Genomic DNA, 23,872 nt, shown 5'->3' on the forward strand with positions numbered 1-23,872 from the left:
TTTAACCAAACAATTCCCCTACCACATCTTCAATCTTCGCCACTAATTTCACTTGAATCAACGTGTCTTTCAACGAAATTTTATTGTATTTCGAGACAAAAATGGTAGAAAAACCTAATTTCTCCGCTTCCAAAATGCGTTGTTCTACACGGTTAACAGGGCGAATTTCTCCTGCTAATCCCACTTCTCCCGCAAAGCAAAAATCTTTACCAACAGGAATATCTTCGTTAGAAGAAAGAATAGCGGCAACAACTGCCAAATCAATCGCAGGATCATCCACAGAAATGCCGCCTGTCACATTTAAAAAAACGTCTTTCGCTCCCAAACGAAATCCGGCACGTTTTTCTAAAACCGCTAAAATCATGTTGAGTCGTTTGGCATTGTAACCGGTTGTGCTGCGTTGCGGCGTACCGTAAACAGCGGTGCTGACTAACGCTTGAATTTCAATCATCAACGGTCGCATTCCTTCCAATGTTGATGCGATAGCAGTACCTGAAAGTTCTTCGTCTTTATGCGAAATCAGTATTTCCGATGGATTGGCAACTTCTCGCAATCCCGAACCTTGCATTTCATAAATGCCAATTTCAGCCGTAGAACCAAAACGGTTTTTGAGCGAACGAAGAATTCGGTACACGTGATTTCGATCGCCCTCAAATTGCAGCACGGTGTCGACCATGTGTTCCAGAATTTTAGGTCCGGCGATGGTTCCGTCTTTTGTAATATGACCAATCAAAAGCACGGGAACATTCGTTTCTTTCGCAAATTTGATAAGTTCGGCCGTGCATTCGCGAATTTGTGAAATACTTCCGGCAGTGGATTCAATATAGTCGGTATGTAAGGTTTGAATGGAATCAATAATCACAATTTCAGGTTCCATTTCCTGAATTTGTTTGAATATGTTTTGTGTTTTAGTTTCGGTGAGAATATAACAATTGTCGCCGTTGGGTGTAATCCGTTCGGCTCGCATTTTTATTTGTTTCTGACTTTCTTCGCCCGAAACATATAAGGTTTTAAACGGTAGTTTCAAGGATATTTGCAATAGCAAGGTGCTTTTTCCAATGCCGGGTTCGCCACCCAAAAGCGTTAAAGAACCGGGAACCAATCCGCCACCTAACACTCGGTTTAGTTCACCATCAGTAGTGTCTAATCGAATTTCCTGAGAAGAGTCGATATCGCTGATTCGAAGTGGTTTTGGAGCTTTTTTTACTTCCGAGGAGGAAGGTTTCCAACCCGATTTTTCTTCTTTTTGAATGACTTCTTCCACAATGGTATTCCATTCGCTACAAGCATGACATTGGCCTTGCCATTTAGAAAATTGTGTACCGCAATTTTGACAGAAGAAAGACGTTTTAATTTTTGCCATTAGTATTACTGCATTTTCTTCATTTCCTCTGATTTGTCAAACATCATGTCTTTGTTTAAATCGCCAATAGGTTCTTTGTTGAAGGCATTGATATAGTATTTTTGAGCTCTTTTATAATCTTCTTTTTTCTCAAACATCAAAGCCAAATGATAGTCCGGCAACATTGATTTTGGATAATGTTTGCGGGCTAAAATGGACAATTCATCAAATTCATTATAGGCTTTGTTTCTCAAAATTGCGGCTTCAATCGCTTTAAAGTCATTCAAACGAATAGGCATACTGATGTTTAATGATTTTTCAAGCGTTTCATATTTATCAGACAAATACGTCACATAACCACTTTCCATTTTGACAATTTTTTCTTGAAATTCTACACTGGTAATGGGTTGGTATACGGCAAAAAATTGATATAACGCATTGGGAATGGCGTGTAACACAAGTGAATAATGAGATGCTCCTTTGAAATCATCAAATTTATAATTGAATCCCGTTTTAGTGATTTTAGACAAACCTTCATCTAATTTTTTAATGCGGGTTTGCATTTTTTTCAAATCACCATCGGCTGTAGCATGGTAGTAAAATATGGGTTTGGTGATTTGGTTGATTCTTTCCGGCAAGCGGTTTTCCATTTCGATGGGAAGTTCCGGGCTCAAAGAAATATAGGCATCAAAAAGAGGCGTTTCTTTATAAAGATAAATATTCAAAAAACCGGCAGTTGTGTCATGACCGGCAATTATTTTGAAGGGAGCGATTCGGTAATTTTTTTCAATGTAGGGAACCAGTTCCGTACCGATAAATTCAAAGAAAAGATTGCCTTTTTCTTCCGGAAGCCCGGTTTCTATAGAAACTTCACAATCGTCATAACGTTCTTTGTTTTTATTTTGTGAAATAGCCACAATAAAAACTTCGGGCATGTCGTCCCAATAATTTGAAAAGTCCAAAGCTCCTTGAAACGGGTTTACTAAATAGTCACCGTCTAACAACACGAGCAGCGGGTATTTTTTAGTTTTATCAAATCCATAGGATTTGGGAACAACGATAGTAATTTCTCTGTCTTCGCCTAATTTTTTTGAAGTAAATTGTTCGGTACTTTTTTGTGCAAATGAAGTAAAAACTACGGCTAAAAAAGTAAAAATGAGTGCTTTTTTCATCATGACTCGTTGCTGTTTAGAGATTAAAAAATAATTTTTAAAGCAGCAGCAAGATACTAATTTATTTGTTTTTTATGCAGGATAGGTAAGATTAAAAAAGACAAGAGTCCTAAGGCAACAATCATTAGGGTTTGCGAGGTCCAAACGATCCAACCAAAAGCATTACCGGCAGTTTCGGGAACGGCATACACCAATAAAATTTTAGAAATTAAAAAAGGGTAGGCACCAAAGCCGCTATTGGTAACTGTTATGGCAACGCCACCTGTAATAAACGCCATCAAAACAGCATTAAAACTCAAATTGGACGTTTCGGGTAAAGCAAAAATAGTGACATAAAACATTAAGATGTAGCACAACCAAATGAAAAGAGAGTGGAAAATAAACCAGCTCTTTTTTTTCATGGTGAGTACACTTTGAATGCCTTCCACAAGTCCTGCAAGTTTAGCTTTCAGGGCGAGAATCCATTTGTTGTTTGATTTTTTATAAAGCCACAATGCTAGGCTAAAACACGCTAAAGCCACAAAAGCCAGCAGTCCTAATTGTTTTACTGAAAGATGGTCTAAAACAAATTTTTTAAAAATATCATATTGAAGTACGATTGCCAAAGCGATAAAGCTCAACAAGAATATAAAATCAACAATTCTTTCAGCAATTATAGTTCCGAAGGCTTTGTCAAACGGAACGTCTTCGTATTTTTTTAAAACTAATGCCCTACTCACCTCTCCGGAACGTGGAATGGTCATGTTCATAAAATAGGCAATACAAACTGCCATAAAGTTGGAGCTTAGTTTGGGTTTATAACCTAAAGGTTGGAGCGTGAAACTCCATCGGTAGGCTCTGGAAAATAAGGCCATCATTCCAAAAAACAAGGAAATCAGAATGTACCAATAATTGGCATTTTGAAATTGAGATTTGATTTCCTCAATTTGTTGCGGTGTAAATTTGTTGTAGGTATAAACAATTAAAAATACTCCCAATGCAATTGGAAGCACAATGGAAAGCCATTTACTGATTTGTTTTTTCAACAGACTAAGTCAAAGAGTTATCTTTTTCGTTGGGGAAAACTAACGAAGGCTTGAAGGTTTTGGCTTCTTCAAAATCAAGGATTCCGTAAGAGATAATAATGATAATGTCCCCTTTTTGAACTTTGCGGGCTGCAGGTCCGTTAAGGGTAATCTCTCCACTATTTCTATTTCCTTTGATTACATAAGTTTCTAATCGCTCACCATTGTTGATGTTTACGATGGCTACTTTTTCGCCTTCTAAGATATTGGAAGCTTCCATAAGGGCTTCGTCAATAGTAATACTTCCGATATAATTTAAATCGGCACCAGTTACCGTCACACGGTGAATCTTGGATTTAACAACTTGAATTTGCATGGTGCAAAGGTAATTAATTTAATGAAATCGTATCTATCAATCGGATATTGTTAACAAAAACAGCAATAAAAGCCCTGTATTTTTTATTCTTTGATTTTCTAAAACAGGTTTTTAATGTGGATTCATCTGCAATTTCAAAATATTCCAAGGTGAACGTTTGGTGGTTTTGGAATACTTTAGTCACCCAATCGCTAACCTCTTTAGCACTTTTCGTGCCAAACTTTAGTTTTACCTGTTGTAATGTCTTGTAAATCAGAGCAGCATCTTTCCTTTCTGTGTCAGAAAGGCGTTCGTTTCGCGAACTCATTGCCAGTCCATTTACTTCGCGATGGATAGGGCAAGACACGATGTTTACAGGGATTTTATATTTTGAAACCAATTTTTTGACAATTTGCAACTGTTGGAAATCTTTTTCACCAAAGTAGGCATTGGTCGGTTGAACGATTTCAAAAAGTTTTTTTACCACAGTGCCCACCCCGTCAAAATGTCCGGGTCTGAATTTGCCTTCCATTTGAAACTCCAAACCATCAAAAGAAAATGGAGCTGCTTTTTCATTAGGCCTATAGAGGTCTGCAACTTCCGGTGCATAAATGACAACAGCAGGGTTTTGTTTTTCAATTTTTTGAATATCAGCTGCTAAAGTGCGGGGATATTTTACCAAATCTTCCGGGTTGTTGAATTGTGTGGGGTTGACAAAAATACTGATTACAGTTACTGTATTGTTTTTGGCAGCAGCATCTAAAAGTGACAGGTGACCTTGGTGCAATGCTCCCATTGTCGGAACAAAACCTATCGATTTGCGTGCTGCCCAAAAGGGCTTTAAATGAGTGGCTAAATCTGCTTTGTTTTTAAAAACGAGCATTTGTTTTGAGTTAAATAAGATGCAAACTTACTATTTTAGTAATTAACTCCATAAATTTTTGTAATTTTGCATGTTTTTAATCTAACCCATAAAAGTTCAAAACCTTATGAAGGACAAGAGGATATTGTATGTATCATCTGAGGTGGTGCCTTATTTAGCAGAAAATGAAGTTTCCAATATGTCGTATGACGTGCCGAAAATGATTAATGATCAAGGAGGACAGATACGCATTTTTATGCCTAGATATGGTAACATTAACGAGCGAAGACATCAATTGCATGAAGTAATCCGACTATCAGGAATGAATTTGGTTGTTAATGATTTGGATATGCCTTTGATTATTAAGGTAGCTTCCATTCCAAAAGAGCGAATTCAGGTTTATTTCATTGACAATGATGATTATTTCAAAAGAAAAGCAACGTTTACCGATGAATTGGGTGTTTTATTTCCCGATAATGACGAACGAGCTATTTTCTTTGCCAAAGGAGTTGTTGAGACTGTAAAAAAATTAAATTGGGTTCCGGATATTATTCACGTACACGGTTGGTTGGCTTCATTGTTGCCACTTTACTTGAAACATTATTACAAAAACGAAGCGTTATTCGCTGAGACAAAAATTGTAACTTCTGTGTATAGCCAATCTTTTGACGGTAATTTAGACATGCAATTGCTCAATAAAGTAGCATTTGACGGCATTTCAAAAGAGGCCGCTCAATTTTTGGCAGCCCCTAATTATGAAAACATAATTAAAACAGCCGTGATGCACTCCGACGCTGTAATAATTGCATCAGAAGGCGTTTCTTCAAGTTTAACAAAATTTATAGAATCATCAGAAAAACCTTTTTTACCTTTCGCATCGAAAGATCGTTTTGCAGAAATGTATACCGAATTCTATAAAAATACTGTATTACTCTAATTTTAAAATTTAGAATGTTGTCACATAAAAATTTATACAACGCACTAGTTGCCGTTTTTTTTCTTGCTTTCCTATCGTCATGCGACAAGGATTTTAACACCATTGGAGGTGATATTATCGGAGATGATCATTTTGATTTACTTGCTTATCGCGATGCTACATTAACCGCTTACAATCAGCGAGTAGGTGTGGTGCAAAGTAATAATTTGGATGTAAATCCTTTGGGCGTTTACAACAATCCCGTTTTTGGCAAAACGATTGCTCATTTTGTAACCCAACTTGAAGTAAGCTCAACCAATATTAATCCAACCTATGGAGAAAATATTGAAGTTGAATCGGTTGAATTAATCATCCCTTATTTTAGTACAAGAACAGATACCAATGATGATGGGGAAAGTACTTATGAACTGGAATCTATCTATGGTACTGCGTTATCTAAGATGAAATTGGACGTTTATGAAAACGGTTATTTTCTTAGAGACTTAGATCCGGATTCCAATTTCACGCAATCACAAAAATATTTCACCGACCAAAAAGCAGATTTTGATGCTAACATTGTTGGGAATCGTTTAAATGACGATGAAGCTGTTTCACAAAACGATGAGTTCTTTTTTGATCCTGCGGAGCGTGTAGTCACTACCGTTGATGAAGATGATGAGGAAAATGAAACCGTTACTCGTTCGGCACCGGCTATGGTTTTACAATTAAATAAAGACTTTTTTAAGACCAAGATTTTAAGTAGTCAAGGAAAGTCAAATATGGTGAACAACAATCTTTTTAAAAATTATTTTAGAGGGTTGTATTTTAAAATTGATGAACTTGGTGCATCTAATACATTAGCGTTATTAAATTTTAAACAAGGTAAAATTACCATTAAGTATAAAGAAGATGCTGTTTCGGGAGAGGAGACCACCCGAGTAGATAAAGTGGTTGAACTTAATCTTCTTGGGAATACCGTTAGTTTACAGGAAACAACAAATAGTCCTGCATATGAAAATGCTTTAGCCAGCAGTAATACTTCTACCGGCGACCCTAGTTTGTATCTTAAAGGAGGTCCCGGCTCCATGACAGTAATTGATTTATTTACACCGGAAGAATTAGAAGATTTACGTGCCAAAAGATGGTTGATCAATGATGCCAACTTAACGTTCTTTATAGAAAATACTACCATGAGTAGTGCTCCGGAACCGGATAGGGTTTTTCTATACGATTTGAATAATAAACGACCTTTGGTTGATTTTTTCATCGATATAACCACTAATGCAACAAACCCAAAAGAAGGAAAGATTATACACGGTGGTAGTATACAAAAAGAGGCAACTGAGGATGGGCGAGGTGTTTTTTACAGAATTCGAATTACCAACCATATTGCCAATATCATTCGTAGAGATTCAACGAATGTTAAGCTAGGTTTAGTGGTGACTGATGATTACAGACAGACCACAAATTATAGTAGAAAAAATGCTTTGCCGGAGGATTTGCTAAAAAGTGTTTCAGCAGGAGCTGTGATGAGTCCTTTAGGCACGGTGCTTCATGGAAGCCATCCTTCAGTGCCGGACGATAAAAAATTACGTTTGGAAATATTTTACACAAAACCTAATTAATATATTATGTGTGGAATTGTAGGCTATATAGGTAAAAGAGATGCTTATTCTGTTGTAATCAAAGGATTAAAACGCTTAGAGTATCGAGGATATGACAGTGCAGGAATTATGTTGCATGATGGCACTGATTTGAAAGTTTCTAAAACAAAAGGAAAAGTTACTGACTTAGAAATTAAAGCGGAAGCAGAAGGTACTATTTACGGAACAATCGGCATGGGTCATACCCGTTGGGCCACACATGGTGTTCCTAACGACGTCAATTCACATCCTCATTTATCAAACTCCGGTAAAATTGCTATTATACATAACGGAATTATAGAAAATTATGAGCCTTTAAAAAAGGAATTATCAAAACGTGGGTATGTGTTTCATTCCGATACGGATACCGAGGTTTTAGTAAATCTGATAGAAGATGTTCAAAAGCAAGAAAAAGTGAAACTTGGAAAGGCAGTTCAAATTGCTTTAAACCAAGTGGTTGGAGCCTACGCAATTGCGGTGTTTGATGTGGATAAACCGGATGAAATTGTTGTAGCAAGATTAGGTAGTCCTTTGGCTATTGGTATAGGTGAAGATGAATTTTTTATTGCCTCTGATGCCTCCCCATTTATTGAATATACTTCTAATGCCATTTATTTGGAAGATGAAGAAATGGCAATTGTACGTTTGCACAAACCAATTAAAGTTAGAAAGATAAAAGACGATACCTTAGTTGATCCGTATGTTCAGGAATTAAAAATGAACTTGGAGCAAATTGAAAAAGGAGGCTACGAGCATTTTATGCTTAAAGAAATCTATGAACAACCTAATGTAATTAAAGATACGTACAGAGGACGTCTTTCTTCCACCACCGGAATAATTAAAATGGCCGGAATTGAAGACAATATTGAAAAATTTCTTCAAGCCGACAGAATACTTATTGTAGCTTGTGGTACTTCCTGGCATGCCGGTTTGGTTGCTGAATATATTATTGAAGAATTTACCAGAATTCCTGTTGAGGTGGAATATGCCTCAGAGTTTCGTTATAGAAATCCGATTGTCAATCAAAAAGATGTGGTAATTGCCATATCGCAGTCCGGAGAAACGGCCGATACTTTGGCAGCCATAAAATTAGCTAAAGAAAAAGGAGCTTTTGTTTTTGGCGTATGTAATGTGGTTGGTTCTTCTATTTCCAGAGAAACGCATGCAGGAGCTTACACCCATGCAGGCCCGGAAATTGGAGTAGCTTCAACAAAGGCATTTACTACGCAAATCACGGTGCTTACATTAATTGCGTTACGATTAGCTAAAGCAAAAGGAACACTTTCTAAATCTGATTTTTTCAGGTATTTGAATGAATTGGAGTTGATTCCGGATAAAGTACAAGAAGCATTGCAGACCAATGATGAAGTAGAAAAAATTGCAAAAATTATAAAAGATACCAATAACAGTTTATATTTAGGTAGAGGCTATAACTTTCCCGTTGCTTTAGAAGGAGCTTTGAAGCTAAAAGAGATTTCGTATATTCATGCAGAAGGTTATCCCGCTGCAGAAATGAAACACGGCCCGATTGCTTTAATTGATGAACACATGCCTGTAATTGTTATTGCACCTAAACAAGGACACTATGACAAAGTGGTGAGTAATATTCAGGAGATTAAATCCAGAAGCGGAAAAATTATTGCAGTGGTAACAAAAGGAGATACGCAAGTAAAAGCTTTGGCCGACCACGTGATTGAAATTCCGGAAACCTCCGATGCTTTATCACCGTTGTTAACAACAATACCTTTGCAGTTGTTGTCTTATCATATTGCAGTGTTACGAGGATGCAATGTAGATCAACCCAGAAATTTAGCAAAATCAGTTACGGTAGAATAACCTAATTTGACAGATAATATAAGCAAGAGCGAGAATTTTTTCTCGCTCTTTTTATTTTGTTTAAAAATTGATAATTTTTGTTATTAATGTAAATATTATTTGTAAAATAGTATGAACGCATAGTATTTTTCGATTTTTTATTACATTCGTTACATATTTCACAATAACTGTCGTTACGAAAATCACAAATTCAACTCGCTTTTAGTGTTAAATATCACAAAAAACACCCTCATTTTTAATAATATCAAAATTATTTGTACTTTGGTATCTTAAACTAACAAAATTTCAACCTTATGAAAGTGTATTTATTTATTCTGTCATTGTTTATTTGTGGCGTCTCATTTGCACAAAGTACGATTTCAGGATCTGTTGTTGATGCAACCAATCAACCCATTCCTGGAGCAAGTATTAAAATTGTTGGCGAAGCCATAGGAACAGTTACCGACTTTGACGGTAACTTTACTTTGTCAACCCAAAAAAATCCACCTTATGTCATAGAGATATCAAGTATTGGATTTGCTTCTCAAAAAGTAAACATTACCAGCAGTTCTCAAAAAGTAGCTGCTCAACTTAGTGAAGAAGAAACCCGATTAAACGAGATTGTGGTGTCTGCTTCTCGAACACCGGAGCGAATTCTAGAATCTCCTGTAACCATTGAAAGAATGACTTTGCAGGAAATTAAAAACACAACATCTGCAACGTATTATGATGGTTTAGAAAATTTAAAAGAGGTGCATTTTAACACTAGTAGTTTAAACTTTAAATCAATAAATACCAGAGGGTTTGCAACTGTTGCTAATACACGTTTTATGCAATTGGTTGACGGAATGGATAACTCTTCTCCGGCGTTGAACTTTGTATTAGGAAACCTTATAGGACTTTCTGAACTAGACGTTCAAAGCGTTGAATTATTACCCGGAGCCTCATCGGCTCTTTATGGGGCTAATGCCTTCAATGGTATTTTATTTATGAATAGTAAAAGCCCTTTCACACATCAAGGAATAAGCTTTTATTCAAAATATGGACAAACGTCTCAAAAAATTGCCGGCGATAATGATTATTGGGATTTTGGAATTAGAGCAGCTCATGCTTTCACAAAACATTTTGCTGCAAAAGTTAATTTTACTTACCTAAGAGCAACAGAATGGATTCCTGCTGATGAAAGAAGTGTTTCAGGCGGAACTATTGGTCATGCAAACAACCAAAATTATGATGGATTGAATATATATGGAGATGAGGTTACTACGTTTATACCAAACGTGGGACAAGTTTCCAGAACAGGTTATGCAGAGCAAGATTTAAACGATAATAAATTGGAAAATGTAAAATTTGATGCTTCGATTCATATCAAACCTTGGGATGATGATTTTGAGATTATTGCAACCCACAAAATTGGTTTGGGAAATACAGTTTACCAAGGAGCAAATCGCTATCGTTTAGAAAACTTTAGAATGCAACAAAGTAAATTAGAAATCAAAAATAGAAATTTCTTTGTTCGTGGTTATATTACCACAGAAAACGCTGGTGATTCTTATGACATGCGTTTTGCCGCATGGAATGTGAACAGATCTTGGAAATCAGATCAAGAGTGGTTTACAAATTATGCAACTGCTTATTTAAATTCAAGTATATTTTTAGGAGCAGATGCCACTACAGCATCCGGCATTGCTAGAAATTTTGCTGACTACAACCAAGTGCCAGCTGCTTTAACAGGAATTTTAACACCATCTACTTCTCCATCAAGATTTATGCCCGGTACTCCTGAATTCCAAAATGCGTTGGAGGCTGTAACCGCAGATCCGGATTTAAGAACAGGAGCAAAATTTAAAGATGAATCCAGAATTTATCATTCCGATTTAAATTACAATTTTAAAGAAATTATAAATATTGCCGAAATTCAAGTAGGAGGTTCTTATAGAATGTATGAATTAAATTCCGATGGAACTATTTTTACGGATTACGACGGGCCAATCAGATACAAAGAATATGGAGCCTATACACAACTTCAAAAGAAGTTCTTAGCAGAGGAACGCCTAAAATTTACAGGATCTATTCGTTATGACAAATCTCAAAATTTTGATGGACAGTTTTCACCAAGAGTTTCTTTGGTTTATTCAGCAGGGGAACTTAAAAATCATAATTTTAGAGCTTCCTTTCAAACCGGTTTTAGAAATCCGACAACTCAAGATCAATATATTGGTTTAGATTTAGGACCATTTGCTTTAATTGGTTCAACTCCTGACAATTTATCTCGCTATGTTGAAACTTTAAACGTTAGTGCTCAAGGTCAAACATTTCCGGGTGTTGGTCCAACAGTGACTTTTACCGGAGCAGATGCTTATAACAACAATTTATATACAGCTTCCTCTGCAGCACTTTTTGCTGCTACTCAAAATCCAGGGGTTTTGGAAGTGGCCAATATCGCTTTAGTTAAACCGGAATTTGTAAAAGCTTTCGAAGTGGGTTATAAATCGGTTTTAGAAAATGGACTTTCTGTTGATTTGAATGCTTATTATAACATTTATGATGATTTCATGAGTACATCTCGTGTTATTAAGCCTTACTATGGAACCGTTGGTACCGATTTTACTGATCCGGAAGTACAACAATCATTACAGGCCTTAGCTAATGGTGACCGTAGAGTATATCAAGTATACACCAATACAACAGAAACTGTGAATTCACTTGGATTTGGTGTAGGACTATCTAAAAAAGTATTTGGTAATTATGAAGTAGGGGTGAATTATAACCATGCTCAGTTTGAGTTTGATCAATCAAAAGATCCTTCATTTATTGCCGGTTTCAATACACCTAAACACAGAGTAAAAGCATCTTTAAGCAATACGGAGCTATTTAAAAACTTTGGTTTTGGAGTGAATGCAAGATGGAGTGACGAATATTTGTGGCAATCTTCATTTGCAGATGGCTTGATACCTGCAGTAACTGTGTTTGATGCACAAATTACCTATGCTGTACCTACCATTAAATCAGTTTTCAAACTTAGTGGAGCCAATATTGGAGGTAATGATTATCTTCAAGTTGTTGGTGCAGGTAGAATTGGGCAACAGTATTTAATTGGATGGACAATTAATCCATAAGAAGTATTTAATTTTAAAAAAGTAAGAAACCATGATAAAAAATTTCAAATTGCTACTATTAGTTTCCTTAGGGTTTGTAGCTTGTAATTCAGATGAAGAAGATATTTCGGGTATTTTACCTGAAGAACCACCTGTAACCGCAGGAAGTGCCGATTTTTCAAAATATGTTGCTTTGGGAAATTCATTAACGGCGGGATTTAGCGATGGAGCTTTATTCATTAAAAGTCAAGAAAACAGTTATGCTAAATTACTCGCCGATCAATTTGAGTTGGCCGGTGGCGGAGAATTTAGGATTCCATTTATGAATGATAACGTAGGAGGTTTGCTTTTTGGAGGCATGCCTAATGCATCTTTCGGTCCCAGATTAATATTTAACGGTGCCGCTCCAATTCCTTTACCTGGGGGTACCCCTTCAACTGAAACGTTTAATGTTGTTAGTGGGCCTTTTAATAATTTAGGTGTTCCGGGAGCCAAGAGTTTTCACTTATTAGCTCCGGGTTATGGAAATCCCGCAAATCTGCCGGCAGCTGCAAATCCTTATTTTGTAAGAATGGCATCCGCTCCGGGAACCTCAGTTTTAGCTGATGCTATGGCTCAAAATCCGACCTTTTTTTCGCTGTGGATTGGGAATAATGATGTGTTAGGTTATGCTCTATCAGGTGGCGATGGAACAAATCCAATTACTGATGAAGCTACTTTTACTTTTGCTATAAATACATTAATTACCACTTTAACTTCAGCTGGTGCTAAAGGTGTTGTAGCTAATATACCCGATGTAAAAACTATTCCTCATTTTAAAGTGGTGCCTTTTAATCCTTTAAGTCCTTCTAATCCATCATTCGGACCAATGATACCGACATTGAATGCAACTTTTGCTCAATTAAATCAGGCTTTTGCATTTTTAGGAGTTCCTGAGCGTTCTATTCAATTTAACACAAATTCCAATAGCCCCGTGGTGATCCATGACGAATCGTTATTAAATATTTCCGCTCAACTTACAGCCGTTCTTCAAGGAGGTGGTTTAGATCCGGTTACTGCCGCTCTGTTTGGCAGTCAATTTGGACAATGTAGACAAGCCACAAATCAAGATTTATTTGTATTACCTTCTTCAAATATCATTGGTCAACTCAATACGGCTAGATTTACAACCTTAGTAGGTATGGGTGTGCCGGCTGCTACAGCAGGACAGCTTTCAATTAATGGTGTAACTTTTCCATTAGAAGACAAATGGGTGTTGTTGCCAAGTGAACAGGCAGATTTGGCTGCCGCCACTGCTACTTTCAATACAATAATTAAAAATGCAGCAGAGGGAGCTAATTTGGCTTTTGTTGATGCCTTTGCAATATTAACTCAATTATCTACTACAGGAATTCGTTTTGATAACTTTCACATGACGAATGCATTTGTTTCGGGAGGAGCTTTCTCCTTGGACGGAATCCACATTACGGCTCGTGGAAATGCCTATATTGCAAACAAATTTACGGAAGCAATTAATGCTACCTATGGATCTACGCTTCGAATGAATAAAATGAAAGATTTTCAAATTCATTACCCTCCTATTTTAAATTAATTTAAAAAATCCATTTTAAACCACCTCTAATCAAGGTGGTTTTTTGTTTTTATGTACTTTGTTTAAGCGTTAGGAGTCTATGATTAGAATAATTCAAAAAAACCTAAAAAAAACACGCATTTACTATTGATTTTATATTTTTAAAAATTATCTTTGCACTCTGAAAAAAGAGGTGTTTACCATAAACATAAATAGCTATTAAATAAATACATAAGCAATGTCAAAAGTAATAGGAAAAGTTTCCCAAATCATCGGTCCGGTAGTAGATGTAGTGTTTAACGCTAAAGATGCCGAATTGCCAAAAATTTATGATTCTGTTGAAATCACTAAACAAGATGGTACCAAGTTAGTTCTTGAAGTACAATCTCACATTGGTGAAGACACTGTTAGAACCATCTCTATGGACTCTACAGACGGTTTAAGCAGAGGAACAGAAGTGGTAGCTACAGGTGCTCCAATTCAAATGCCAATTGGTCCGGATGTTTACGGAAGACTTTTTAATGTAATTGGTGATGCCATTGATGGTTTAGGTGATTTGCCAAAAGCAGGTGCTGATGGAATTTCTATCCACAGACCGGCTCCAAAGTTTGATCAATTATCAACTTCTACCGAAGTTTTATTTACAGGTATTAAAGTAATCGACCTTATCGAGCCTTATGCAAAAGGGGGTAAGATTGGTTTGTTTGGTGGTGCCGGTGTAGGTAAAACAGTATTGATTCAAGAGTTGATTAACAATATTGCAAAAGGTCACGGTGGTCTTTCTGTATTCGCAGGAGTAGGTGAAAGAACACGTGAAGGGAATGACTTACTTCGTGAGATGTTAGAGTCAGGAATTATAAAATATGGTGATGATTTCATGCACTCTATGGAAAATGGAGGATGGGATTTGAATAAAGTGGATAAATTGGGGATGAGAGAGTCTAAAGCTACTTTCGTATTCGGTCAGATGAATGAACCGCCGGGAGCTCGTGCTCGTGTGGCTTTATCAGGACTTTCTATCGCTGAATATTTCCGTGATGGTGCAGGTTCAGACCAAGGGAAAGACGTACTTTTCTTCGTAGATAACATTTTCCGTTTTACACAAGCAGGTTCTGAGGTATCGGCTCTTTTAGGTCGTATGCCATCTGCCGTAGGTTACCAACCAACATTAGCTACAGAAATGGGAGCGATGCAAGAGCGTATTACGTCAACTAAAAAAGGTTCGATTACTTCTGTACAAGCGGTTTACGTACCTGCGGATGACTTAACTGAACCGGCTCCTGCAACAACGTTTGCTCACTTAGATGCAACAACCGTATTGTCGCGTAAAATTGCGGAGTTAGGTATTTATCCTGCAGTGGATCCATTGGATTCTACTTCAAGAATTTTAACTGCTGATATCTTAGGTGATGAGCATTATGATTGTGCACAACGCGTAAAAGAAATTCTTCAAAAATACAAACAATTACAAGACATTATCGCCATCTTAGGTATGGAGGAATTGTCTGAAGAAGATAAATTATCGGTATCAAGAGCTCGTCGTGTACAACGTTTCTTGTCACAACCTTTCCACGTTGCGGAACAATTTACAGGTATCCCGGGTGTTTTAGTAGATATCAAAGATACCATCAAAGGATTTAATATGATTATTGACGGAGAATTAGATCACCTTCCTGAAGCGGCTTTCAACTTGAAAGGAACTATTGAAGATGCTATTGAAGCCGGTCAAAAAATGTTAGCAGAAGCGTAAACCAGTCAGGAGTTGGTAGTTGGCAGTATTCACATAGGGCTAATTACTAATTACTAATCACTAATCACTGAAAAAATGATTTTAGAAATAATATCACCCGAGGCAGTTTTATTCAAAGGCGAAGTAATCTCAGTAACCGTTCCGGGAACTAATGGAGAATTTCAAATGTTGAACAATCACGCTGCTATAGTTTCTTCTTTAGGAAAAGGAACCGTGAGGTTTGAAGGAAATAATGTAAGCTTTTCTAAAGATGTTGCTGCTAAATTCAGTCAACAAGGTGCTACTTATAGCTTGGCAATCAATTCGGGAACGCTTGAAATGAATAACAATAAAGCTATTGTTTTAGTAGATTAAATTACATTTTTATAAAATACTTTAAAGTCATACAGCAATGTGTGACTTTTTTTTATATTTGATTAATGGAAAGCTATAGAACTATAAGCATCGAAAAGAAACCCATTTGGTCTGTAATTGTCGGGGCACTTCTTTATACATCTTCTGTTTATGTTTTTTATTTGGTTTTTCATTATTGGACCATAAGATGGATTGCAGTAGGAAACGAATTATTGCTTTTAGGATTGCTGTTATTTAATAGTGGCACCATGTTCTCAAGCACTAGAACTATATTGTTTGAATCAGAAAAAAAAGTAATTAAAATTCAATATTCGGTAGGAGCTATAAACCATTATTCTTATAAGATTACTGATTTAAAATATATTTCCGTATTTCTTAATCCTTCAAGTAAACAATTTGAGATCAATTTATGGTACAAAAAAAATAAACATATAAAACTAGCTTTGTTTAAACATTTTGAAATTGCTTTCGATTGCGGATTGAAATTTTCTAACATACTTGACATCGATCTTCTTGATGCTACACAAAAAGGAAATTTTAAATGGGTTGATAAATCTAATAGTCAGTAATTTTTCCAAAAGCTATTTCCCGCTTTTATCTTCAAACTTATTGCCGGCAGATTGGTTAGGTCTAGATTTGCTTTAACTTAGTATATTTGTATCATGAAGCCATTTCCAAATTCATTAGCACAAAAACTTACCCTTCGGGAGCAAAATGACTCGCTTCGGAAACTTGCCTCCAAAAATGGTTGTATTGATTTTTCTTCCAATGATTATTTAGGATTTGCGAAGAATGAGGAAATTTTTCATCAAACACATGCGTTATTACTTGAGAGAAATTTAAAAAGCAACGGAGCCACCGGATCAAGATTGCTTTCCGGGAATCATGCTTTATATTCAGAAACCGAAGCATACATCGCTCAATTTCACCAAATCGAAGCGGCACTCATTTTTAATTCCGGTTATGATGCCAACCTAGGGTTTTTTAGCTCCGTACCACAACGTAACGATATTATTTTATACGACGAATTGTGTCATGCATCCATTCGCGATGGAATTCAAATGAGTTTAGCCAAATCCTATAAATTCAATCATAACGATTTAACCGATTTAGAAAACTTACTCACTAAGTTCAGCACATCAACCGAAAACAAAAAACAGACAACGGACAACAGACAACGGACAACAGACAACGGACAACAGACAACGGTGTATATTGTCACCGAATCCATTTTTTCCATGGATGGCGATTCGCCGGATTTGGAAAAACTAGTTGCATTAACTGAAAAGTACAACGCTTATTTAGTGATTGACGAAGCTCATGCCTTAGGTGTTTTTGGGGAAAATGGGGAAGGTTTGGTTCAAAACTTACAACTTCAAGACAAAGTATTTGCTCGAATCGTGACTTTTGGTAAAGCCTTAGGATGTCATGGAGCTGCTGTTTTAGGTAGTCAGGAATTAAAAAAGTACCTCATCAATTTTGCCCGTAGCTTTATTTATACCACGGGTTTGTCACCTCATGCGGTGGCTACGATTTGGGTTGCCTATCAACAGCTTGCTAAAAGTCAAAAAGAAAGAGCATTGCTTTTTGAAAACATAGCTTATTTTAATGAAAAACTCCAATCTACTATTGTTACTATTCCATCCACTTCGGCGATTCAATCCGTCATATTAACCGGAAATGAAAAAGTAAGATTAGTCGCAAGTCAATTACAAGAAAAAGGGTTTAATGTTAAAGCTATACTCTCGCCAACAGTTCCGCTAGGTCAAGAACGCTTAAGATTTTGTTTGCATTCTTATAATTCGCAAGAAGAAATTTCTAAAGTTTTAAAATTGTTGAGTATTTTTGTGTTTTAAGCCACGGATAAAACGGATTTTAACAGATTTACACGGATGACATGACAAATTTATTACACAAATCTATTACCGATGCAATTATAAAGTCTTATTACAACGTTTATAATGAATTGGGATATGGTTTTCTTGAAAAAGTATATCAAAATGCAATGTTTATAGAATTGACATCGCTAGGTTATAAAGTTGAAGCTCAAAAACAAATTAAAGTGTATTATAAAAACAATCTTGTTGGAGAGTATTATTCCGATTTATTAGTTGAAGACAAAGTAATCGTGGAATTAAAAGCAACTGAACTTTTAATGAATGTACATATAGCACAAATAATGAATTATTTGAAAGCCACACCAATTGAAGTGGGTATGTTATTAAACTTTGGTGAAGAAAAAGAGTTTAAGAGAATAATTTATACAAATAACAGAAAAAATCAGTGATAATCCGTTGAAATCCGTTTTATCCGTGGCTAAAAATATGAAATTATTTATTACCGGAATTGGTACCGACGTAGGCAAAACCATCGCCTCCGCTATCATTTCCGAAGCTTTACAAGCCGATTATTGGAAACCTATCCAAGCCGGTGAATTGGATTTTTCAGATAAAGACAAAGTCAAATCGCTCTTGTCCAATTCCAAATCAGTCATACACAACAATAACTATGCATTGCAAACTCCCGCCAGTCCGCATTACGCAGCCGCAATTGACGGAATTTCCATTACCATAAAAAACATACAAGCACCCCAAACCAAAAACCATTTGGTCATTGAAGGAGCCGGTGGTATTTTTGTGCCTATCAATCAAACGGAGACGGTAATGGATTTGATTCAAACCGATTACAAAGTAATTGTAGTTTCCCGACATTATTTGGGAAGTATCAATCACACTTTGTTGACCATTGAAGCGTTGCAAAACAGAAAAATAAATATTGGAGGCATCCTGTTTTCCGGAGATGAAAACCAAGGAACGGAATCCATTATTTTATCCAAAACCGGCATCAAATTTTTAGGAAGAATTGACAACGAACCCTATTTTGATCAAAATGTAATTTCGTATTATGCCGAAAAATTCAAAGAGAACCTTATCAGCCTAATCTAACAATCCAACAATCTACTATGACGCTCTCCCAAAAAGATCAACTTTATAATTGGCACCCTTATACCCAACATCAAACCACCGGACTTTTACCGGCAATTGTGAAAGGAGATGGTGTTTATCTATGGGATGAAAACGGCAAACAATACCTCGATGCAATTTCCAGTTGGTGGGTCAATCCTTTTGGGCATTCCAACCCTGTTCTGGCCCAGGCAATCTACAAACAGCTGACTACTTTAGAACATGTTTTGTTTGGTGGTTTTACTAACAAACCGGCAGTTGAATTGGCGGAAAAGTTACTGGCTATGTTACCGTCCAATCAAAAGAAGTTGTTTTATTCGGATAATGGTTCCACCGCAGTAGAAATTGCTATTAAAGCCGCGTTGCAGTATTTCTATAATAAAGGAGAAAAACGCACCAAAATCATCGCTTTTGAAAATGGTTTTCACGGCGATACCTTTGGAGCAATGGCCGCGAGTGGCATTAGTTTTTTCACGGAAGCTTTTCAGGGCTCGATGCTGGAAGTGGTTCGAATTCCGATTCCGACTGCAGAAAATGATAGTTTGACGGTGTTGAATGACTTACTTCAAACCAATGAATTTGCAGCTTTTATCTTTGAACCCCTTGTTCAAGGAGCTGCGGGAATGGTGATGTATGAAGCCTCAGAATTGGACAAATTGATAGGGCTATGTAAAAAAAATAAGGTTTTTACCATTGCCGATGAAATCATGACGGGATTTGGCAAAACCGGAAAAACCTTTGCTTGTGATTATTTAACCGAACAACCGGATATGATTTGTTTGTCAAAAGCCTTAACCGGCGGAACTATTCCTATGGCTGTGACGAGTTTTTCACAACAAATTTTCGATAGGTTTTTATCTGAAAATGTCAATAAAGCTTTGTTTCACGGACATACATTCACGGGAAATCCAACCGGATGTGCAGCGGCTTTGGCGGCTATTTCCTTATTGGAATCTGAGGAAATGCAAAGCAACATACAACGAATTGCTGCACAGCATTTAGCATTTCAAAAACAAATTAAAGCACATCCTAAAGTAAAAACCACACGCGTTTTGGGGATTATCTTTGCTATGGAAATTGCATCCGCCGGTGACCAAAGCTATTACGGATCATTGCGAAACCAACTCTATGATTTTTTTATTGAACAAGGAATTATACTCCGACCGGTTGGTAACGTGGTTTATATTTTACCGCCATTTATAACTTCCAATGAACAATTGGAAATAATTTATACAACACTTTCAAAAGCTTTGGAGATAGTGTAAATTTGTATTCCAAAACTACACTATTGCACACCAAAATTGCCATAACATCACTTGCTTCTTTTTCGCCATTAGGTCAAACAAAATCTGCCCTTTGGAAAAGTTACCTTGCAAAAGAATCGCTGATTTCTGAAAAAGGAATTGGAAATACTTCGGCTTTAGTTGCGGCTTTGCCTGAGGCTTTGACTACAGAAGTGGAACAACTACGAAATTCTGATTCGAAATACAAGTTTTTAGATGCTTCTGTTTTGTATGCTATTGTAGCGGCTCGAGCTGCTGTAGCTCAAACGGATTGGTCAGCTACTTCTGATTTTGGCATCAATATCGGTTCGTCAAGAGGGGCCACCCGGTTATTTGAAAACCACCATGAAGATTTTTTAAAAACCGGAAAGGTTTCCACTTTGGCATCGCCCACGACCACTCTGGGAAATATTTCCAGTTGGGTGGCTCATGATTTGCAGTCTACAGGACCTGAAATATCGCATTCCATTACCTGTTCCACCGCTTTGCATGCGTTACTAAATGGTGTGGCTTGGTTAAAAAGCGGAATGGCTCACCAATTTTTAGTGGGAGGAAGTGAGGCTCCTTTGACTCCCTTTACCATTGCACAAATGCGAGCCATGAAGATTTATGCTTCCGAGCTTGCTGATTATCCGTGTAGAACGTTTGATTTTGACAAAACAAAAAACACGATGGTTTTGGGCGAAGGTGCTGCTGTAGCTTGTTTGGAAGTAGGTGAAAAGGCAAAAGCTTTGGCTTATATTGAAGGAGTTGGGTATGCTACTGAAGTTTTGCAACACGGTGTTTCCATTTCAACCGATGCGTTGTGTTTTCAGCGTTCTATGAAAATGGCATTGGGGACAGTTCGTCCGGAAGAAATAGATGTGATTGTTACCCATTCTCCGGGAACGGTGAAAGGGGATGTTAGTGAAAGCAACGCTATCAAAGCTGTTTTTGGATTAAAAAAACCTTTGCTGACCAACAACAAATGGAAAATAGGACACACGTTTGGTGCTTCCGGATTATTAAGTATCGAAATGGCCGTTTTGATGATGCAACACAATCACTTTATACAAGTCCCTTTTTTAAAGCACCAAGAACAGCACAGACCGATTCAGAAAGTACTAGTTAATGCCGTTGGTTTTGGTGGAAATGCCGTGAGTGTCTTACTCTCTTTAACATAAAAAAAAATACCGCTACTAGAGCGGTATTTCTTAATTAACAAGCAGTAAACTATTGAAGAATAATTTTACGGGTTACTGTTTTATTGTTTTCCAATGTTAGTTTTACAATTAAAAAGGCAGCATTTAAATCGAAAGCGTGGGTTACAAATTCCGACGTGTCAAGTGTTGTGTTGAAGTAAATTCGTTTACCTAAAACATCATAAATTTCTATTCCGGTAATAGTAGCAGCTGTTGATGCCGCTGTAATGGTTTTATTAGAACCATAAATCACGACACTTTCTTCATTAAATACAGGATTATTTACACTTAAAAGGGGGTTGATATAATGAACTTGGAAACGCTCATTAAAAGTACCCGCTATCGATGTAAATGTAAATGGACCCTCTTTTAAATTGTGATAGGTTTCAGTAGTGGTATCTTTGATATAGATAGCTTGGTTGGTATCAAAAAGTCCTTCTGCACTGTCGAGTTCAAAGGTGTAAGTTCCTGCCGTGGGCACTTTATAGCCTAAAGTCACAACATCTTGATTGGTAAAGGGTAATGCCCTGCCTTGTATGGTTGCATTTTTACCGTCAACGATAGTATAGATATCGATTGTGCTACTTGTAAAAGTCATGGCATCATACGTTAGGTCTAAATCATTGGATGCTCCTTCTATATAGCCCACTAAAAGCTGTCTAAACATGTTTGAGTTGGCTCCTTTGATATTAATCCAGTACCTGTCATATTCCTGAGTTAAAGGGGGGTATTGGTAATCATATATGGTATCGGATTGTGTGGTGTTTCCAACAGCGGTTCTATAAAACGTGGTGTTGCTTGTGCTTTGTTGCAAAATTCGCATACTGTTATCAAAACGCACATTGCCATCAACAAATAGTTTAGCAAAGAATCCCTGACCTGCGGCAATTTTTCCATTTGGTCTAAGGTTTTCTAATGGTGTTGTGGAAGTTGTAGTACTACCGGTTAGGTTCCAAGAAGCATAATCGGATTGTGAATAGGACCCTCCTGTATAAAGTGTGTTGGATGTCCAAAGGTATAACGTACTGATTTGTAATGATTGATTTATGGAGTTTCTAAGAAATCGTGTGGCATCAATAGCACTAGGATAGGGGTTTGCCAGTAATATGGTGTTTCCGGAAACATCTGAAGAACCATCAAAGATGTTAGCGGCCACAGCAATGGTACCATTGTTGGGCTTACCGTTGAAGGTAAACGATAACGTTCCGCCGGCTGCATTATAAGGAGCAATGTTCTTTACTCGTGTTATAAAACCTCGCCCGGGTGTTGTAGTGGCAAGATTTACCCAGCTGCCGTCCATAGTTCCATTCAAATTCCAAACGTATTTACGATCAAAATCTGCCGGTATTTGACTGGTTACGTTTTCTTGTACCGGGCTGCCCCAATACACATAATCCAAGCCTTTCATCGTGCGGGTAACTCTTGTCATTTGCAGGTTGTTGCCGGTATAAGTGGCATCTTCTTCTATTTGCACTAAGCTACCACCATTCTGAATGGTTATTGTTCCGTTGTTTACAATATCATGTCTTACGTTTACAAAGTTTCCGTCAGCAATAGTTAGCGAGCCTGAGGCAGTAACAATCAGTTTACACGCATCAAAACTAGCACCAGTATAAGGTCCTGCAATTTCGATTGTTTTAGCATTGTTGGGCAGTCCTTTAGACCAAGCACTTCCATCCCAAGTGGTAGTTAATAAGGAAAGGCAAGTGCCAAACACTTCTTCTACCAGATTGGTGTAATTGGCAGGGAAACCATTGATAGGCGTTACATTACTGTTACCCCCTTGAATGGTGATATTAATGGTTGCATTTGGATCTAAAAAGTAAAATTGACCTCCTGATCCTTGATTGATAAAGATACCGATAATGTCACCACCTACGATTAGGTTACCATTGTTTTGTATTTGCGAAGCGGTATTGGAATTTAAATTGCCAACAATGGCTACTTCTGCCATACCAAATTTGGTTGTACCGTCATTGGTATAATTACCATATACAACAATAATTGCAGAATCACTATTACCATTTCCTACGCTAAATGTACCGCCACTATTGACGATTACATTACCTTGAACGTTAATTCTTCGATTGTTGCTGATGTTTAAAGTACCGCTATTTCCATTAATGGTTGTGTTTCCGGTGTTGAGGTAGGGGCTTGTTCCGGAATGACTAATGTTTAAGGTGCCGTTAATTATCAAATTAGCGGGAGAAATCGAGCCATTTGCAGCAGTGGAAACGGTGTGGTTTAAAATGGTAATGGTATTGGTGTTGGTAAAAGAAGCAGCATAAGGTGAAACAGTTGCTGCCGCCCACGTAGTTCCATTATACACTTGCCAGCCGGCATTTGTGTTAAGATTAGTGTTGCCACTTGTTCGATAATCGCCTGAGACTTGCGAAAAAAGACTGCCGGTTGCGACCAGCAGAAACAGGAATACAAATTTTGTACGCATGGTTCATTTTAGATTTAGGGTTAATAGACAGTACAATAGTACAAAAAAAATTAATATAAATACACTTTATCGATAAAATATTACACTTAATCGATAAAAGTGTACACTTTATCGA

General features: G+C 37.0%; 19 protein-coding genes. 13 read left to right on the top strand and 6 right to left on the bottom strand.

All coding sequences use genetic code 11. From position 1 onward, the window contains the following. Position 1 precedes the first annotated feature (1 nt). From radA to panC, 5 genes are read right to left on the bottom strand one after another with little or no spacing between them, the layout of a single operon-like run. Positions 2-1,363, bottom strand: a complete 1,362-nt coding sequence (gene radA, locus IEV15_RS03185; RefSeq protein ID WP_188361060.1) for a DNA repair protein RadA — start codon at positions 1,361-1,363, stop codon at positions 2-4. A gap of 5 nt (positions 1,364-1,368) precedes the next feature. Then, positions 1,369-2,514, bottom strand: a complete 1,146-nt coding sequence (locus IEV15_RS03190) for an alpha/beta hydrolase (RefSeq protein WP_188361344.1) — start codon at positions 2,512-2,514, stop codon at positions 1,369-1,371. Between the two features lie 56 nt (positions 2,515-2,570). Next, entirely contained in the window at positions 2,571-3,539 is a 969-nt protein-coding gene (locus tag IEV15_RS03195) for a lysylphosphatidylglycerol synthase transmembrane domain-containing protein (protein ID WP_188361061.1), read from the bottom strand. A 4-nt stretch (positions 3,540-3,543) separates the two neighbouring features. After that, entirely contained in the window at positions 3,544-3,894 is a 351-nt protein-coding gene (panD, locus tag IEV15_RS03200; protein ID WP_188361062.1) for an aspartate 1-decarboxylase, read from the bottom strand. A gap of 13 nt (positions 3,895-3,907) precedes the next feature. Further along, positions 3,908-4,756: a pantoate--beta-alanine ligase gene (gene panC, locus IEV15_RS03205; RefSeq protein ID WP_188361063.1), complete on the bottom strand. Its 849-nt coding sequence runs from the start codon at positions 4,754-4,756 to the stop codon at positions 3,908-3,910. A gap of 106 nt (positions 4,757-4,862) precedes the next feature. Here panC and IEV15_RS03210 point away from each other — a divergent pair, with 106 nt between their 5' ends. From IEV15_RS03210 to IEV15_RS03270, 13 genes are all read left to right on the top strand, one after another. Continuing rightward, the gene (locus IEV15_RS03210; protein WP_188361064.1) at positions 4,863-5,672 is read left to right on the top strand and encodes a glycogen/starch synthase; all 810 of its coding nucleotides are present in this window, start codon (positions 4,863-4,865) and stop codon (positions 5,670-5,672) included. 14 nt (positions 5,673-5,686) lie between these two features. Then, complete coding sequence (gene bamH / locus IEV15_RS03215; RefSeq protein ID WP_188361065.1) at positions 5,687-7,276, top strand: BamH family beta-barrel-assembly machinery protein; 1,590 nt, start codon at positions 5,687-5,689, stop codon at positions 7,274-7,276. Positions 7,277-7,282: 6 nt separating this feature from the next. Further along, positions 7,283-9,130: a glutamine--fructose-6-phosphate transaminase (isomerizing) gene (gene glmS, locus IEV15_RS03220; protein WP_188361066.1), complete on the top strand. Its 1,848-nt coding sequence runs from the start codon at positions 7,283-7,285 to the stop codon at positions 9,128-9,130. Between the two features lie 293 nt (positions 9,131-9,423). Further along, complete coding sequence (locus IEV15_RS03225; protein ID WP_188361067.1) at positions 9,424-12,228, top strand: carboxypeptidase-like regulatory domain-containing protein; 2,805 nt, start codon at positions 9,424-9,426, stop codon at positions 12,226-12,228. Between the two features lie 31 nt (positions 12,229-12,259). Beyond that, complete coding sequence (locus tag IEV15_RS03230) at positions 12,260-13,798, top strand: SGNH/GDSL hydrolase family protein (protein ID WP_188361068.1); 1,539 nt, start codon at positions 12,260-12,262, stop codon at positions 13,796-13,798. A 217-nt stretch (positions 13,799-14,015) separates the two neighbouring features. Beyond that, on the top strand, positions 14,016-15,527 hold the full coding sequence (gene atpD / locus IEV15_RS03235; RefSeq protein ID WP_188361069.1) for a F0F1 ATP synthase subunit beta: 1,512 nt from the start codon (positions 14,016-14,018) through the stop codon (positions 15,525-15,527). Between the two features lie 75 nt (positions 15,528-15,602). Next, entirely contained in the window at positions 15,603-15,881 is a 279-nt protein-coding gene (locus IEV15_RS03240) for a FoF1 ATP synthase subunit delta/epsilon (protein ID WP_188361070.1), read from the top strand. Positions 15,882-15,946: 65 nt separating this feature from the next. Continuing rightward, positions 15,947-16,450 carry a hypothetical protein gene (locus tag IEV15_RS03245; protein WP_188361071.1) on the top strand — a complete coding sequence of 168 codons (504 nt, stop codon included), beginning with the start codon at positions 15,947-15,949 and terminating at the stop codon, positions 16,448-16,450. Positions 16,451-16,543: 93 nt separating this feature from the next. Next, positions 16,544-17,737: an aminotransferase class I/II-fold pyridoxal phosphate-dependent enzyme gene (locus IEV15_RS03250; protein ID WP_188361072.1), complete on the top strand. Its 1,194-nt coding sequence runs from the start codon at positions 16,544-16,546 to the stop codon at positions 17,735-17,737. A gap of 41 nt (positions 17,738-17,778) precedes the next feature. Next, a complete protein-coding gene (locus IEV15_RS03255) occupies positions 17,779-18,168 on the top strand; it encodes a GxxExxY protein (protein ID WP_188361073.1) in 390 nt (129 codons plus the stop codon). A gap of 37 nt (positions 18,169-18,205) precedes the next feature. After that, a complete protein-coding gene (bioD, locus tag IEV15_RS03260; RefSeq protein ID WP_188361074.1) occupies positions 18,206-18,826 on the top strand; it encodes a dethiobiotin synthase in 621 nt (206 codons plus the stop codon). Between the two features lie 17 nt (positions 18,827-18,843). Further along, entirely contained in the window at positions 18,844-20,109 is a 1,266-nt protein-coding gene (gene bioA, locus IEV15_RS03265) for an adenosylmethionine--8-amino-7-oxononanoate transaminase (RefSeq protein WP_188361075.1), read from the top strand. A 23-nt stretch (positions 20,110-20,132) separates the two neighbouring features. After that, positions 20,133-21,290, top strand: a complete 1,158-nt coding sequence (locus IEV15_RS03270; protein ID WP_188361076.1) for a beta-ketoacyl synthase N-terminal-like domain-containing protein — start codon at positions 20,133-20,135, stop codon at positions 21,288-21,290. Positions 21,291-21,339: 49 nt separating this feature from the next. Here the strand turns inward: IEV15_RS03270 and IEV15_RS03275 are convergent, their stop codons facing one another. Beyond that, the gene (locus IEV15_RS03275) at positions 21,340-23,757 is read right to left on the bottom strand and encodes a RemA C-terminal-like gliding motility protein (RefSeq protein ID WP_188361077.1); all 2,418 of its coding nucleotides are present in this window, start codon (positions 23,755-23,757) and stop codon (positions 21,340-21,342) included. Positions 23,758-23,872: the final 115 nt, after the last annotated feature.

Origin of the sequence: Flavobacterium orientale, from assembly GCF_014638005.1 — a bacterium.
GTDB lineage: Bacteria > Bacteroidota > Bacteroidia > Flavobacteriales > Flavobacteriaceae > Flavobacterium > Flavobacterium orientale.